The sequence below is a fragment of the Flavobacterium sp. ZE23DGlu08 genome, from assembly GCF_030505335.1.
Classification (GTDB): Bacteria; Bacteroidota; Bacteroidia; order Flavobacteriales; family Flavobacteriaceae; genus Flavobacterium; species Flavobacterium algoritolerans.
The window spans coordinates 2,094,767-2,110,941 of the sequence record NZ_CP130045.1; the positions used below are offsets into that span (position 1 = coordinate 2,094,767).

Sequence of the window (16,175 nt, forward strand, 5' to 3'; positions counted from 1 at the left end):
TCTTTTTTACATGCAAGATACTGAATAACTGTGTATTGTGTAAATTTATCGTTTAAAAAAAGTGGTGAATTTATAATGAAAAAGAGGTGTTCGAGATTGTTTTAATCCCGAACACCTCCTTTAAAAACAGAATTTTTCTATTTTAAATGGGTTCCAATCCGCATTACTTTAGCTTCAAAATCTTCTCGTGGACCTGCTGCTTTATTTTTGAGTTGTGAGCGGTAATTGTAAATTGTGGATACCGAATACCGAAGAAAAGTCGAAATTTTTGCGCTGTCCTTGATGCCCAAACGGATGAGTGCAAAGATTCTTAGTTCCGTATTCAAGAGTTCGCCTTCCTTCAATTGTGTTGCTTCGTCATCAAGCAACAAAGCCCTGAATTCCGGTATGAAGTTAGGAAAGAGTTGCAAGAATGTTTTGTCGAAATTAGTATAGAATTCCTTAAGCTCATTTTCGACAAATTGTTTCGATTTTACGGCACTGATGAGGTCGTTCATTTTTCCTGTCGTTGCCATGACATTCAGTTTTCGGCGGTATTCGTCTAACTTGCCTAAATAATCGGAACACTGATCCATGTAACGACCAATGTATATTTCCTTCAGAAGATTGGCTTCGGTCAGCGTATAATTGGTCTCATTCAATTTTTCATTGAAAGTATTTAATTCGGTATTCAGTTCCGAAAGCTTGCCGTTAGCCAAACTTAAATCCTGCTTTGCTTTAGACAATTTTTTCATTTGCTTAAAAAGTAAAAAAAGCACCGTCAATAAGAACACGGATAATATACTGGCACTTATCAAAAACAGAATCAACTGAAATCGATTGGTTTCATTTTGTTTTTGATACGCTTCGTTGATAATGGGCAGCATCTTCGATATTTCATAGGTTCGTAAGCGCGCATTACAAAAAAGGGCGTCTTCCAGCGAGCGTTTTATGTAGGTATAAGCGCGGTTAATAGCTCCGCTTTCGTACATTAGAAAAGCCAACGAACGCAACGAAATATATTCTTTTTTGGCCAATTGCAAATCAGAAATAGCAGAAATAGTCAGCCATTTTTTCTCCTGTTCAAGGTCTTTTTTTTGGCGATATGCTTGCGAAATAATATAGGCAATCACCGCTCGATCATCACTGTTCTGAGCAATATTCGGAAAATAGTTCAGCAACAAAGCCAGTGTTTCATCGTGTTTTCCGGCATCAAGAAGCGTGCTGGACTTCGCCATAATATAAGCACTGGATTGCGGTTTGTAGCAGTTTAAGGAGGAATCACGGTACTTTTTGGTCAGTACAATATACTTTTCTTTTTCCTGAAGCGAAGCCGCATAATCTGACATATACCCATAAACGACACTGTTTACCGTAAAATAATAACCTTTTAGTTCGGGCGAAGTAGTGATGTTGATTTGATTAAGAATATCAGTTGCTTCCTTGTACATCCCTAATGTTCCCATGATGGAAGCCAAATTTAATCGGGCGTGATTTAGTTTTCGGACATCATTTAGTTTTTCGGCGATTTGAAAACTCTTTCGAGCGTAAATCAATGCTGAATCCGACTGGTACGATTTATATTCCGCATACAACTTTCCATAGATGTCGTATTTTTGAATATCGGCAGAAGTGTAGGAAAGCTGTTCCTTGAGTTTGTTTATTTCGCCTTCTTTTTTATTGGAATAAACAGCATAATCAGCTACCGCTTGATCCAATTCATCCAATAATTCCTCAGAATTATTTTGGGCAAAAAGAAAAACGGGAAGCAAGAATACAATAAGGAATGTCAAAAAGCGATTCATTCAAATGGGATTATATTGGTGTAAAAATAATTAAAAATCCAGTGGAACTCCTAAAGTCGTTCGTGCAAAAGCAACAGTTTTCAAAATAACCGCAAATTCGCTGATTTCTGTTGGATAAATTTTTTAGCCATGAATTACCCGAATTTTAACTAATTTTTTTAAAAAGTAAAGATTAACCCGTGGCAAAAGTTTTCTTTAGTCTTATTTCCGTCTCGACCCAAAAACTATCATTATTCACGGCTTCTAATTTTTTATAAACCCATAACTAGATAAGTCCCTGACAAATCATTAAATTTGTAGCTTATTCAAAGACATGTTAGAAAAAGAAGTAATAAATTTCGAAAAAACGGCTATTGTTGGTATTGTAACTCAAAACCAAAGTGAAGAGAAACTTAACGAATATCTTGACGAATTGGAGTTTTTGACTTTTACCGCAGGTGGAGAAGTGGTGAAACGTTTTTCGCAAAAAATGGAACGCCCAAATCCCAAGACTTTTGTTGGAACGGGAAAAATCGAAGAGATTCATCTTTTTGTAAAAGAGAATGATATCTCAACTTTGGTATTTGATGATGAATTATCGCCTTCACAGCAAAAAAATATATCTAAAATCATTACGGAATGTAAAATCCTGGACAGAACGCACCTTATCCTGGATATTTTTGCGCAACGCGCCGAAACTTCGTATGCAAGAACGCAAGTAGAATTAGCACAATGCCAATATTTACTACCAAGACTTTCCGGAATGTGGACACACTTGGAGCGTCAAAAAGGGGGAATTGGAATGCGTGGACCTGGGGAAACGGAGATTGAAACTGACAGACGTATTGTTCGTGACCGAATTGCCTTATTGAAGGAAAAAATAAAAACCATCGACAAGCAAATGGGCGTGCAACGCGGTAATCGTGGCGCAATGGTTCGTGTGGCTTTGGTGGGATATACAAATGTGGGGAAATCGACTTTGATGAATGCTGTTGGGAAAAGTGATGTTTTTGTAGAGAACAAACTTTTTGCAACTTTGGATACGACCGTTCGAAAAGTAGTGATTAAAAACCTGCCTTTCTTGCTTTCGGATACCGTAGGATTTATCAGGAAATTGCCAACGCAACTGGTTGATTCTTTCAAAAGTACGCTGGATGAGGTTCGCGAAGCTGATTTGTTATTGCACGTAGTCGATATTTCGCATCCTGAATTTGAAGATCATATTGCATCCGTAAACCAAACGTTATTGGACATCAAGGCTAATGACAAACCCGTTATTATGGTTTTCAATAAAATCGATGCGTATAAGCATTTGACTATTGATGAAGATGATTTAATGACCGAAAAAACGCCAAGACATTACACGCTGGAAGAATGGAAATCGACTTGGATGAGCCGAGTAGGAGAACAAAATGCCTTGTTTATTTCGGCTACCAACAAAGAAAATTTCGAGGAATTCAGAGAACGCGTTTACGAAGCCGTACGACACATTCACATCACCCGTTTTCCGTACAATAAGTTTTTATATCCGGATTATAAAGACGCGGTGGATAAAGAAGACAAAGACGACGAAGAAACCGAATAATTCTCTCTAAAACATAAAGTACACAATCCCTTTTGACATTCTCAAGAGGGATTTTTTTTGGGCATGTCCCAGCTTCCTCTGCGTTACAGCTGTGTCAGGACCTCGAGGCTTCGGGACGCTGCAATCTTTTATTTCGCTGCGCTGCATAAAAGGATTTTCACTGCTATCCTTCATGTGAGCTCTGGTGGTATTAATTCCTTTTCTGTTATTCATTATCGCTTTGTAAGAAAAATTAAATATATTTGAGAATAAATAAAGTATGCTTTTTGTCATACCTATCTACCTAAAATTGGGTGGCTTTGTATGATTTTGTCATACATATATATAAGTTATGCGTCATACTTACAATACCCCGTAAATAAAGTTCATTACCTAACTTAATAAATAAAAATGAAGGCAATTATAATAAATGAATTTGGAGATATAGACAAGCTATTAATGACGGAATTACCGTTACCAGAAGTTTTGGAAAATGAGGTATTAATTGAAGTTAAAGCAATCAGTATAAATCCGGTGGATGTAAGAACAAGAAGTGGTTCAGCCATGGCTGAGTACCTCAAAGACAATATGCCTTTAATATTAGGGTGGGATATTTCTGGAATAATTACGGATATAGGCACAAAAGTCACAAAATTTAAGAAGGGCGATGCTGTTTTTGGATTGATTAATTTTTTAGGACACGGGAAAGGATATGCAGAATATGTAGTAGCACCTGAAGATCAAATCGCCCATAAACCGATAAACATAAGCTACGAGGAAGCTGGTGGTGCAACACTATCTGCATTAACTGCCTGGCAATTGTTGGTTCATTATGCAAAAATAAAACGAGGAGATAGGGTTTTGATACAAGCTTCATCAGGAGGAGTTGGGCATTATGCAGTTCAAATAGCTAAATATTTTGGAGCTTATGTAATTGGTGTTTCCTCTGCAAAAAACAAAGATTTTGTATTGGAGTTAGGCGCTGATGAACATGTAGCGTATGACGAACAAAAATTTCAAGATGTTGTGAGCGAGGTAGATTATGTAATTGATGCGTTTGCAAAAGATAGTTTGTATCAATCGCTTAAAGTTGTTAAAAACGGTGGGACAATTTTGAGTCTTTTGCCAATGATTAGTGACGATTTATTGGAAAAAGCTAAGGAAAAAAATGTAACGGTATATTATTCTCTTGTGAAATCAGATGGTAAGGACATGAAAGCAATTGCAGAACTTTTAGAAAAAGGTATTATTAAATCTCATATCTCAAAATGCTTTTCACTTGATAAAATGGGTGATGCCCATATTGAAATGGAAACAGGCAAAACAGTTGGAAAAATTATAGTTAAACCATGAGGACTTTATGTATTGCGAAAAGAGAATTTACTAAATTATAAAATATGCCTAAAATAGTACGAACGCACAACAGCTACTACAACGGATTTGGGCAATTGGCTTAATGGAGAGCTGGTTTTGTATTTGAATGATTTGCTTCGCCTGTTCGCTATCGCATTCTATGATGAAAAACAAGTAAAAATTGTTAAAACTACGATGCAAATTTATACGTGTTTATATATGAAGTTTCTCTGTTAATGACAGCAAAAACCCTGCTTATAAGTTTGCATCTAATATTGTTTAAAACAAGCATAGAATTTTTTCCTTCAGCCTTTTTCTTATTGTAATATTCTTTTAATTGAGGATCATACTTCAATGTGGTCATAGCGCACATTTGCAGCAAGGATTTTATTTTTTTATCAGCCATATGATTTACTTTAGTCCTGCCTTTTATACTAGAGCCGGAGCTGCATTCAAATGGGGCAACTCCAGAATAACAGGCAAATTGTCTCCAATTTTTAAAAGCCGTAAATCCTTTTGTGGCAATGATTAAATATATGCTGGTTTGTTCCCCTATTCCAGGAATGGTTCTGATGAGTTGAGTCTGTTTGTTCAACTGAGCATTTGCTTTGATGATTTCTTTCATCTTGGTTTCTATTTTGCGGATAGCATTTCTAATGGTTTTGGTTAAACTTTGATTGATTGATGATACTTCCTTGAAAACTTCTTTACTTGCAAAACCCTTATTTTCCTTAGTTGTTTCTAAAAGCAATAATGATTTAAGCATTTTTTCTCTTTCGGTATACAGAATTTTTAGTTTTTGAATGTCTATAGCTGTCAAAGTAAAAAGTTTGAGTTTGTCAATATTTCTATAGCTGTAATAGGCAATATCTTTAGCGTCTGATTTATCGGTTTTTCCTCTTGAAATCCCCTTTGATCTTTTTATTTCAACGGCTGGGACAATCCATAAATCTAACTTTAAATCCATTGAAGCAGACGAAAGATGATTGGTATAAACCCCTGTGTTTTCACAACAAAAAAGAGTTTGATTTATGTCAATCTTCTTGCTTAGATTTTTGACAAACAGACTAATGCTTTTTATGTTGTTTTCAACAACAAAATGTTCCGATTTCAAAGAAGAAACATCAAGAATAGTGATATCTAATTTTAGTTTTGAAATATCAATACCCACATAAAATAAATAGTTTTTCATAACTTTGGATTTAGGATAAACAAAAATGTTGAACTTCTTTAGAGCCTTTATTAGACCTTGATGTCTATCATTCTATTTGAAGCAATTCAACGGGTTCAAGGAGAAGGCAGAGGACTAATGCGATAGTTAAGTCTTAAGCTTAGCTCGGGTGAAAGTTCACCTCTGCTTTCCTTTGAATAAATTTAATGTTTTTTACTCTAACACAAAGTAAAGGCTCGGGTGGCAAATCCGAAAATAGGGCTTAATTTAGTCCCAAAACTGCTGTATTACCAGAACGTTGTAGGCAATGCTAACGATGACCATTCAAAACAATTTTTTATATTATACTAATATGAATATTAACTTTTTTTCTAATTCACTTCTTTGGTTATTATTAATAATTTTACCAGAAATAGTATTTTCTCAATCGACCGACTTTACCATTCAAGAGGTAAAGTTTGAAAGTCAGGGCATCACTCTTGCAGGCTCAATTTTAACACCTAAAAAAACATTGGCAGCAGTTGTAATTGTTCATGGGTCTGATCCTGTAAAAAGAGAAATGGATTTCGCTAAACGTCTTGCCAAAGAAGGTATTGCTGTATTGACATATGATAAACGTGGAGTTGGAGAATCTGGTGGTGTATATGTAGGGCCATCTGTTGGCACCAATAATATTGACACTACTAATCTTAATTTATTATCTCATGATGCAAGTGCAGCAGTAAATACATTTCGAACCTATTTGAAAGATAAAAAAACACCTGTAGGATTAGTTGGCTTCAGTCAAGCAGGATGGATAATCCCAATTGCTGCAAGCAAAAATCCACAAATTGAATTTATGGTTTTATTTAGTTGCCCTACAATTACAACCCTAGAACAACTTCGATTTCAGTTTTATACTAATGGAAACAATAATTTTTGGGAAAATCATACAGAATCAGAAGCTCGTGAACATATCAAAAATGATTCTGACAGGTATCAATTTACAGCTACTGACCCAAAAATTTTCTTGAGTACTCTTTCAATTCCAGGACTTTGGCTTTTTGGTGAGAAAGATATACAGATTCCAGTAAAGTTATGCATGGAGCAATTAAATACATTGAAAGCTCAAGGTAAACCTTTCGAATATGCCTTGTTTTCAACATTAGGACACAATACTGTTTCTGACAATATTACAGCACCTGTTGATATTTCAATTCAATGGATAAAACAGAAAACTTTGAACATTAAGAAGTCTAAAGCATCAAAATAAAGCACTGCCTAGAAACAGCTACTACAACGGATTTGGGCAATTGGCTTAATGGAAAGTTGGTTTTGTATTTGGGATAATTTGCTTCGCCTGTTCGCTATCGCTCGGCTGGTAATATGGCGGGTTTGGTACTTTTATCAAACATTAGTGCTAGGTTCAACATCAGGAATTCTATTGAACTCTCTGGCTCTGGTGGTACTATTTCCTTTTATGTTATTCATTGTAATTTTGTAAGAAAAATTAAATATATTTGAAAATAAATATTGTAAGATTCTGTCAAATCTATAAACAAGTTAACTGCTATTTTTTAAAAACTTATCGTATAAAATGTCTGTAAAGAAAAGTATTTTAGAAGAAAAAAATAATAATGAATTATATTTTTATATTCAACCAGAGAGTAGATTTGTAGCTCAGGCTGTAAAATATTCATTTGATATTTTAAAAGAAAGAGGAGAAATTTTTTCTGATGAAGAAACCAATCGCGTATTAAAGTTGATTGAGGATAAAAAATTAAAAGAGAGCCAAGAAATAATTCAAGAAAATATTTGGGATAAAAACTCAGTAGAAGATAGCAATGCACTCGAATTATTTTCACAATTAAATATTTGGTGTTTTAGCATTGTTTTCGGAGTAATTTTCGGGAGTGTATTATTAGCATTGAATTTCAAAAAATTAAATAAAAACAAACTCTCAATAATAGTTATTGTCTTTGGTGTTTTTTATACAATTTTTCAAGTTTTTGCAATAAATTATCTTGATGAAATAAATTTTGAAATTAAAAATCTAACATTGGTCTTTTCTGGTATTGGAGCAGCAATTCTTCACTATCTGTTTTGGGAGAGCTATATTGGAAGAGAAATTAGTTACCAAAAAAAGTCTATACTAATTCCTTCTGTTATTTGTATTTTGATTTATATTCCAATTATATATTTAATGATAATAGGAGATTAACACACAGGTGCCCGTCTGCGACGAATTCCTACTTAAATTAAGATACAAATTATAGCGTTTGCTATGTGGATACAACTTAAAGCATTATATGAAAAATACGAGTACTATAGTTTTATTATTTTTAGTTCAAATAAGTTTTGGACAGAGTCTAAACATAATAAATAATCAAGCAATTCAATTTAGTCTAAAGCAAAAAAAAGATACAATTGATTTTATATTAATTGACACAAAATTAGATGAAATAAAACCGATTTTTTTATTTTGTCAAGGGTCTTTACCATTGCCACTATTTGTAAAACCAGAAAAAGAAAAAATGTGGATGATTGGCGGTGGAATTACAAATTTTGATCTTAAAGAGATTAAAAAAAATTATCATTTAATTGTAATTTCAATGCCAAAAACACCTGTTATTGTAAATGAAAAAAACTTAAATAAATCCTATTGCTATATTCCAAATCCAAAAGACCCGAATGAATTTGATAAGGATTATGTGAAGTCGGATTATTTAGAAAATTATGCAAATAGGGCGGAAATAGTTTTAAAATTCTTGCGAAAACAAAATTGGGTAGATAATTCCAAATTAATAGTTGCAGGACATTCACAAGGTTCAAAAGTTGCAACTTTAATAGCTTTAAAGAATAAACAAGTCACAAATTTGGGATTATTTGGTGCAAATCCGTTCGGTAGAATTGACCAAAATATTCGTGATTATAGAAAAAGTGCAGAAAGTAAACAAATAACTTGGGAAGAAGCGGATGAACGTATAGAGCTAACATATAAAATGTTTAAAGATTCTTACGATGAAAGAGCATTAATTGAGAATCCAAATTTATTAGCTTGGAAATCATTTTCAAGACCATTAATAAATGATTGGCTGAAAATCAAAATTCCAACCTACTTAGCTTACGGAACAAATGATATTGCTTCAGATTTATGTGATTTAGTTCCATTATTTTATATTCAAAATTCAAAAACAAATTTGACTTATAAAAGATATTTAAATTTAGAACATAATTTTTTTGAAGTAAAAGAAAATGGAAGGGCAAACTATGAAAAAGAACATTGGAAAGAAGTAATGGACGAATTTATTAAATGGACATTAAAATAAATTGAAACTAGCTCTCATTTGTCCACGTTTTCGGGCGTTAGTCTGCGACAGATATCTACTTAAAAGAAAACCATAAAAAACGGCACTCAAAAGAGCGCCGTTTTTTTATGAGATACATTCGGAGTTCTGCAAACTGGGACTTAAAAAATTTATTTCTTCGGAGGCATTGCTTCCATGATAGGCACTCGATCCAGGTATTGGTTGACCATATCAATTTTATCCTCTGAATTAAAATGATATGTAGAATGAATCCATTGTGTCATGCTCTTGCCGCCTTTGTATTTTGCGGTGGTTTTGTACCAGCTAAGAAGCCAGATACCATCCATCGGAATGTTGCCTTTCTCATTTACTTTGACCGGCAACCAAATTTCTTTTTCAAAAGTGATGGTTTCAATAACGTTACCTCTTCGGTCTCTCCAGTATTTTTCTATGGCTGGTTTTCCTACCAGACTGTCTCCGCTATTCCAGTAATACTTGGCATCCTCGGCAAAGCTGTCTGTCCAGGAATCCATGTCGTTTTTCGATAAATCTGCTAACATTTTTTTCCCGATATCGGAATATTTGCTATCGGCAAATTCTGTTGGAGGTGTTGGTGTATCAGGTGTTTCAGAAGTTGATACTGCTTTTGGTGTAGCTTCTTTTTTGCATGCTACAAAAAGTGTCGCACACAGGACAAATAAAAGTAATTTTTTCATAAGGTGAAGTTTTAAAATAATTAGTGTTAGTTTAAAATGCTTACCATTATGTCTTAGTAGGTTAAATAGGAGAATAAATGTACTAAAAAAGATAGTGCGTTTATGATTTTTGCTGATAAATATTTTTTACAAGTATCTGATTGTCAGTATAAAGTGATTGAAAATGTGTTTTCTAGAAACCGTAAGTAACGCCTAAACCAAATACTTCTCTCACCTGAACAGCTTTTACGGAATTGTCATCATAAATGGCTTGTACCGCTACATTTGCCGACAAGTATTTATTGATTTTCATGATTACATTCATTTGATAATCGACATCTATATTCTGTGGATTATCTAAATAATTAGAATATAAATTCAATCGGTTTTCTACAGATACATTTGTCATGATATTTAATTTGTAATATCCCTGAATACTGGCACCAAATTCAAATCTGGAAGTATCGCCTTGCAAGACTCCAAAAGAAGGGCCAAATTCAGTAAAATGATCGTCAACCAAAATTAATTTTGCTGTGGCCGGAGAAAAGTTAACGCTTAGGTTGTTGCTTTTTTTCCATAACATTCCGGGTCCAAATTGAAAATAGGAAGGTGAAAAGAAATGAGAAATTCTGACCCCATTTTTGTCAAAACCAGAATCCATTTGTGTTTTTAAATTAAAAAAAACAGAATAGTACCAATCGCCTTTGGCTTTCTTACCCCAAAGGGAATTCAATTCTAAACGGTCATCCGTCTTTGCCGTTTTTTCGTCTCCTTTTATTTTGCTTAAACCGTAGCCTAGAATGAATTTGTTATCCCAGACCACATCTCCTTTTTTATAATTGAAATCATAATTAAGGCTAAAATTCCCGGCGACGTTTGAAGTCCCTCCGCCCAGCCATTGTTTATTGTAAGCAGATTGACTAAAAAGTAAGGAGATATTTCCTTTTTTGGTCCAAAGTTTTGTAGTGTCTTTTGAAGTTTCTTGCGCATGTATAGAGATTATCGCAAAAAGTAATACGATAGAAAAAGCTATTTTTTTCATGACTTTATATTTTAAATTCCACCATTAAAGTATAAAATAAATGCAATATATTACTCCTTTTTAGGCGCTTTGTACAATGGAACGGCAGAGCATGCTTCGCCATACATAATACTTCGTGCAAAAGGTTGCAAGTAATGCGCAGCTAATACATAAGCCCGCATCGGAACCGGTTTTCTGGAGCACCCTTTTATGATAATGGGCTTATTTTTATAAACGGAATAATCAATTTTAGGCAATAATTCTTCGTAAAGCGAAGCGTCTAAATCTTCTAATGTTCCATTGATGATTTTCTTTGCAAATGGCGCTAATTGAATAGCAACCAGAATAGAAGCCCAAGCCGGAACAATAGCATCGGTGCTGCAATGAATAGCAACATACTGATCTTGGTATTGTGACCAATCCTGATTTTTCAGTTCTTCTCTAAAGTCTTTTTCTTTCAATAAAAAACCTTCCAAAAGCCATTGCGAAATATCGATTTGCGTACGAATTCCTTTTGGATAATAATCTTCGAGATCGAAAACTTCCAAAACACTATTCGCAACTTTATTTATTATTTCTTCCATTTGAACAAGTTTAAAAGATTTAAAGTTTAAAGTTGCTTAACCTTAAACTTTAAACCTGAAACAAATTTTACAACATTCCCAATTCTAATTTTGCTTCCTCGCTCATTAAATCTTTGCTCCAAGGCGGATCAAAAGTAATTTCTACTTCAGCATCTTTTACATTAGTAATCGATTTTACTTTTTCTTCCACTTCTCTTGGTAAACTTTCTGCAACGGGGCAGTTTGGAGAGGTAAGTGTCATCAAGATTTTTACTTCGTAATCTGTATTGACCATTACGTCATAAATCAATCCTAATTCGTAAATATCTACAGGAATCTCCGGATCGTAAATAGTCTTTAATATTTTTACGATTGATTCTCCTAATTCAGTGGTGTCTATTTCTTGTGTCATTTTTTAACAATTTATTTTTTATTATTTTTTTGAACCATATAAGGAATATAAGGTCATTTAAGTTATTCGTTTAATCTTCTAGATATCTATATCTTTCATTGACATAGGTTTTTTGTCCCTCTTTAAAAATATGAGTTACATTAAAATTTAGCATTAACCCTATCGGAACTTCCAATAGTTTCATATAGGTTAAAATTTGAGCTTCGTGAATGGGGAGAACTTTTTCTATTGCTTTCAGTTCAACAACTAAACTTTCTTCGACCAATAAGTCACATCTTAATCCTGTTTCAAGTTCTAAACCTTTATAATTAACAGGTATTTTAAGTTCAGTCTGGAATTCAAAACCTCTAATTGTTAATTCTTTTTTCAAACAAGTATGATAAACACTTTCTAAAAGACCAGGACCAAGATGCTTATGTACTTCTATTGCACAACCATTAACTTGATAAATTAAATCTTTTAGATATGTTTTTGTCATAAATTTTCGTTTTATTCTGGCTTATATGACCTTAAATGCCTTATATGGTTAAAAAAACTCGGTTTATAAATTAATTTTGTGCGTTGAACGCCAAAGCATACATTTTTATATTTTTTATCATCGATACTAATCCGTTGGCACGCGTTGGTGATAAATGTTCTTTCAGACCAATTTTATCAATAAAATCCATATCGGCATCCAAAATATCTTTGGCACTTTGATTGGAAAAAGTACGAATTAATATCGCAATAATTCCTTTGGTTAAAATGGCATCACTATCGGCAGTGAAAACAATTTTGTCATCCGTTTGTTCTCCCTGCAACCACACTTTTGATTGGCAGCCTTTGATCAGATTGTTTTCTGTTTTGAATTCTTCTTTAATCATAGGAAGTTTTTTTCCTAATTCGATGATGTATTCATAACGTTCCATCCAGTCGTCAAACATAGAAAACTCATCAACAATTTCTTCTTGTATATCCTTAATTTTCATTTATTTTTTTTTAGCAAATGAATTTATTTTATTTACGAATTTCTTAATCTCTTTTGGTGGAAAACCATGATCAAAACTAGTCGTTTCATAGGTTTTGTCTTTGAAGGTGATTTTCAAATTGGCAATAGCCGCACCGTCATGAAAACGTTTTTCGGTAGGTGCTTTTAATTTGGACAAACTATCCAATTCCATCGTTTCAAAACAGTCTACGAGTTCTTTCCAGTCGGCATCCGATATTTTTGTTGGTGTCGGTTTGTCATTTCCATCCCTATCCTTAGAAATAGTAACCATCTGATTCTTCACCGTTATTTTTTGATAAAAACCTCTGGTGTTGGCTTCATATTCAATTACAGCATTGCTGATTTCTTGCGCTTGAGCACTGTTACACCCTTTTCCAAGAAAAATGGTCAGAAACAATAAAGATAGTATTTTCATATGTAGATAATATTTGTTTTTTATAGGAACATGGTATCGCCATTCGATAGTACCATTTACGATTTTGAATCATGGCGATGTCATAATTTTAAATTTTTACGACAACATGAGTTGCGCTTTTTTAATGGCTTCAACCATAATATCAATTTCTTCTTTGGTATTATAAAAAGCAAACGATGCTCGTATTGTTCCCGGAATACAAAAGAAAGTCATGATAGGCTGGGTGCAATGGTGGCCGGTTCTTACGGCTATTCCTAATTTGTCAATTATCGTACCAATATCGTACGGATGAATGCCTTCAATATTAAACGAAACTACAGAAGTTTTTTCCTTGGCTGTGCCAAAAATTTTCAAACCCTCAATTTCTAATAAACGTGAAGTTGCATGCTCCAACAATTCTTTTTCCTGTTGTTGAATGTTTTCAAACCCAACTTCATTCATATAATCAACCGCAGTTCCCAGAACAATTCCTCCGGCAATATTTGGTGTTCCAGCTTCAAATTTATGAGGCAATTCAGCATAAGTAGTTTTCTCGAAAGTCACTTCCTTAATCATTTCGCCTCCACCTTGATAAGGCGGTAATTTATTCAACCACGCTTCTTTTCCGTATAAAATCCCAGTTCCTGTAGGACCACACATTTTATGTCCTGAAAAAACATAAAAATCACAATCTAGCTCTTGAACATCTGGTTTCAAATGCGGTACGGCTTGCGCTCCGTCAATCAAAATCGCCGCACCAACTTCATGCGCTTTGTCAATCATGTATTTAATTGGATTGACAGTCCCAAGAGCATTCGAAATATGATTTACGGTTACAATCTTCGTTTTATTCGAAAGCAATTTGTCATATTCTGACATGATCAATTCACCATCTTCATTCATAGGAATTACGCGCAAAGTCGCACCCGTTTTCTCGCATAACATTTGCCAAGGCACAATATTGCTGTGGTGTTCCAATGCCGAAACTAAAACTTCATCGCCTGGTTTCAAAATCGAAGCAAATCCATTGGCAACTAAATTAATTCCATGGGTTGTTCCCGAAGTAAAAAGTACTTCATGAGCAAATTTTGCATTGATGTGATTTTGAAGTTTACCGCGGGAAATTTCATACGCATCAGTTGCCAGTTGACTCAACGTGTGCACGCCACGATGAATATTAGCGTTAATTTCCTGATAATATTTTGAAATTGCATCAATCACCACTTGTGGTTTTTGCGAAGTAGCCCCGTTGTCGAAATAAACCAATGGTTTTCCGTTTACTTTCTGGGAAAGAATAGGGAAGTCGGCTCTAATTTTATTGATATCTAACATGTAATCTGCCTGTTTTTATTGTTTTTTTATTGGTTAGATAGAACGCCAATAAGTAACATTTTTTAGATAACCCAATTTGTTGTTTGGGCTTCATTATTTAGAATTTTTCTAAATACAAAAGTAATGAAATTGAAATTAATTTTCGGCAAACACTTGTTAATAATAATCAATGTGGTAACAGTTCAAAAAATGTATGCTTCTTTTTTATTAAATTGCTTCAAATTAATTCTCTATGAAAAAAGTTTTCAGATTATTTGGTTTCGTTTCTTTCATTGGTGTTTCTTATTTTGGTTTCACCACTTATCCAAAACTGGATTTAATTTCTGGCTTTTCAGCCAAAAGTATTGCTTCGGGACATTTTATTGATAATCGTTCGCAGGAAATGATTGAGAAAGGTGACAATGACATCGACATGATTGATTTGGCCAAAAACAAAATTGAAGACGCCGGAAAGTTTGCTGTTGCTTCGGTTTATGGTTTGAAGGAACGAAAAGCAATTTACCGAGAAGGTTTGGGAGCGACTTTAATCAACGATGATTTTGATGTGACAAAACCGTATTTGGTTCCAAAAAGAACAAAATTGAATAACAATTTACCTTTTCCGTATGGAAATAACGAACCTAGAGATAGCATTTTTGCTAATGTTGATTATACTAAATTGAATGCGGCTGTCGCCAATGCTTTTGATGCAAAAGGAGAATTGAAAAAGAGAACGCGCTCCCTTTTAGTAATTTATAAAGACAAAATCATTGCTGAAAAATACGATACTAGTTTCGATAAAAACAGTAAATTATTAGGTTGGTCTATGACTAAAAGTATCACTAGCGCCATGTTTGGAATTTTGGAGAAAGAAAGAAAATTTGACATTGATGATCCTGCGCCAATTCCAGAATGGGCAAATGACAACCGAAAATTGATTACAACAAGCGATTTGCTACACATGAATTCCGGTTTACAATGGGTGGAGGATTACGCGACTATTTCTGATGCTACCAAAATGCTTTTTCAGGCCGAAGATATGACCAGCGCGCAATTAGAAAAACCGGCAGAGCATAGACCGAACACGCGATGGAATTATTCATCTGGAACGACAAATTTACTTTCCGGAATTTTGCGGAAGCAGTTCAAAACGCATCAGGAATATTTAGATTTTTGGTATTCGGCTTTGATTGATAAAATAGGAATGAACTCGATGGTAATCGAAACGGATATGGCGGGAAATTATGTAGGTTCATCGTACGGTTGGGCTACAACACGCGATTGGTCAAAATTTGGGTTGTTGTATTTGCACAAAGGCAATTGGAACGGAGAACAAATTTTTAACGAAAGCTGGGCGAAATACACCGCAACCCCCACGAATACTTCCAATGGAAGATATGGCGGACACTTTTGGCTCAATGCCGGCGGACATTTCCCAGATGTTCCAAGAGATATGTATTATTGTAGCGGTTTTCAAGGACAAATGGTGGCGATTATTCCGTCACTTGATTTAGTGATTGTAAGAATGGGTTTAAAGGAAGAATCTAATTTTGATTTTAATGGAATGTTGAGAGGGATAATATCATCAATAAAAAAATAAATTTAAATACAAATAAAAAAAACAAAGGGCGCAAAGTTTAGTAAAAACCTTGC

The 16,175-nt window shown here is 34.1% G+C and carries 16 protein-coding genes; 6 read left to right on the forward strand and 10 right to left on the reverse strand.

Features of this window, described 5'->3' with window-relative positions; all coding sequences use genetic code 11:
- Positions 1-137: 137 nt before the first annotated feature.
- Positions 138-1,772 (reverse strand): DUF6377 domain-containing protein, encoded by a 1,635-nt coding sequence (locus Q1W72_RS09085; RefSeq protein ID WP_302134832.1) that lies wholly within the window; start codon positions 1,770-1,772, stop codon positions 138-140.
- 325 nt (positions 1,773-2,097) lie between these two features.
- Here Q1W72_RS09085 and hflX point away from each other — a divergent pair, with 325 nt between their 5' ends.
- Together hflX and Q1W72_RS09095 are read left to right on the forward strand one after the other, a co-directional pair.
- Positions 2,098-3,348, forward strand: coding sequence for a GTPase HflX (gene hflX / locus Q1W72_RS09090; protein WP_302134833.1), 1,251 nt, complete (start codon positions 2,098-2,100; stop codon positions 3,346-3,348).
- Between the two features lie 390 nt (positions 3,349-3,738).
- Entirely contained in the window at positions 3,739-4,680 is a 942-nt protein-coding gene (locus Q1W72_RS09095; protein WP_121343077.1) for an NADP-dependent oxidoreductase, read from the forward strand.
- A 190-nt stretch (positions 4,681-4,870) separates the two neighbouring features.
- Here the strand turns inward: Q1W72_RS09095 and Q1W72_RS09100 are convergent, their stop codons facing one another.
- Positions 4,871-5,872, reverse strand: coding sequence for a transposase (locus Q1W72_RS09100; protein ID WP_099714043.1), 1,002 nt, complete (start codon positions 5,870-5,872; stop codon positions 4,871-4,873).
- Between the two features lie 331 nt (positions 5,873-6,203).
- Here Q1W72_RS09100 and Q1W72_RS09105 point away from each other — a divergent pair, with 331 nt between their 5' ends.
- The 3 genes from Q1W72_RS09105 (at position 6,204) to Q1W72_RS09115 (ending at position 9,159) form a co-directional block, all read left to right on the forward strand.
- Positions 6,204-7,103, forward strand: a complete 900-nt coding sequence (locus Q1W72_RS09105) for a S9 family peptidase (RefSeq protein WP_302134837.1) — start codon at positions 6,204-6,206, stop codon at positions 7,101-7,103.
- A 324-nt stretch (positions 7,104-7,427) separates the two neighbouring features.
- Positions 7,428-8,051, forward strand: coding sequence for a hypothetical protein (locus Q1W72_RS09110; RefSeq protein WP_302134838.1), 624 nt, complete (start codon positions 7,428-7,430; stop codon positions 8,049-8,051).
- Between the two features lie 88 nt (positions 8,052-8,139).
- The gene (locus Q1W72_RS09115) at positions 8,140-9,159 is read left to right on the forward strand and encodes a hypothetical protein (protein ID WP_302134839.1); all 1,020 of its coding nucleotides are present in this window, start codon (positions 8,140-8,142) and stop codon (positions 9,157-9,159) included.
- Positions 9,160-9,308: 149 nt separating this feature from the next.
- Here the strand turns inward: Q1W72_RS09115 and Q1W72_RS09120 are convergent, their stop codons facing one another.
- From Q1W72_RS09120 to Q1W72_RS09155, 8 genes are all read right to left on the reverse strand, one after another.
- On the reverse strand, positions 9,309-9,854 hold the full coding sequence (locus Q1W72_RS09120; protein ID WP_302134840.1) for a nuclear transport factor 2 family protein: 546 nt from the start codon (positions 9,852-9,854) through the stop codon (positions 9,309-9,311).
- A gap of 172 nt (positions 9,855-10,026) precedes the next feature.
- Positions 10,027-10,875, reverse strand: coding sequence for a DUF3078 domain-containing protein (locus tag Q1W72_RS09125; RefSeq protein WP_099714047.1), 849 nt, complete (start codon positions 10,873-10,875; stop codon positions 10,027-10,029).
- A gap of 50 nt (positions 10,876-10,925) precedes the next feature.
- Positions 10,926-11,438: a DUF2480 family protein gene (locus Q1W72_RS09130; RefSeq protein WP_099714048.1), complete on the reverse strand. Its 513-nt coding sequence runs from the start codon at positions 11,436-11,438 to the stop codon at positions 10,926-10,928.
- A gap of 67 nt (positions 11,439-11,505) precedes the next feature.
- Positions 11,506-11,829 (reverse strand): SUF system Fe-S cluster assembly protein, encoded by a 324-nt coding sequence (locus tag Q1W72_RS09135; protein WP_099714049.1) that lies wholly within the window; start codon positions 11,827-11,829, stop codon positions 11,506-11,508.
- Positions 11,830-11,899: 70 nt separating this feature from the next.
- On the reverse strand, positions 11,900-12,307 hold the full coding sequence (locus Q1W72_RS09140; protein ID WP_099714050.1) for a GxxExxY protein: 408 nt from the start codon (positions 12,305-12,307) through the stop codon (positions 11,900-11,902).
- A 70-nt stretch (positions 12,308-12,377) separates the two neighbouring features.
- The gene (locus Q1W72_RS09145; RefSeq protein ID WP_302134843.1) at positions 12,378-12,797 is read right to left on the reverse strand and encodes a SufE family protein; all 420 of its coding nucleotides are present in this window, start codon (positions 12,795-12,797) and stop codon (positions 12,378-12,380) included.
- Positions 12,798-13,232 carry a hypothetical protein gene (locus Q1W72_RS09150; protein ID WP_302134845.1) on the reverse strand — a complete coding sequence of 145 codons (435 nt, stop codon included), beginning with the start codon at positions 13,230-13,232 and terminating at the stop codon, positions 12,798-12,800.
- Positions 13,233-13,328: 96 nt separating this feature from the next.
- Entirely contained in the window at positions 13,329-14,543 is a 1,215-nt protein-coding gene (locus Q1W72_RS09155) for an aminotransferase class V-fold PLP-dependent enzyme (RefSeq protein ID WP_302134847.1), read from the reverse strand.
- Positions 14,544-14,775: 232 nt separating this feature from the next.
- Between Q1W72_RS09155 and Q1W72_RS09160 the strand changes: the two genes are divergently transcribed.
- Complete coding sequence (locus Q1W72_RS09160) at positions 14,776-16,122, forward strand: serine hydrolase (protein ID WP_302134850.1); 1,347 nt, start codon at positions 14,776-14,778, stop codon at positions 16,120-16,122.
- Positions 16,123-16,175 lie beyond the last annotated feature (53 nt).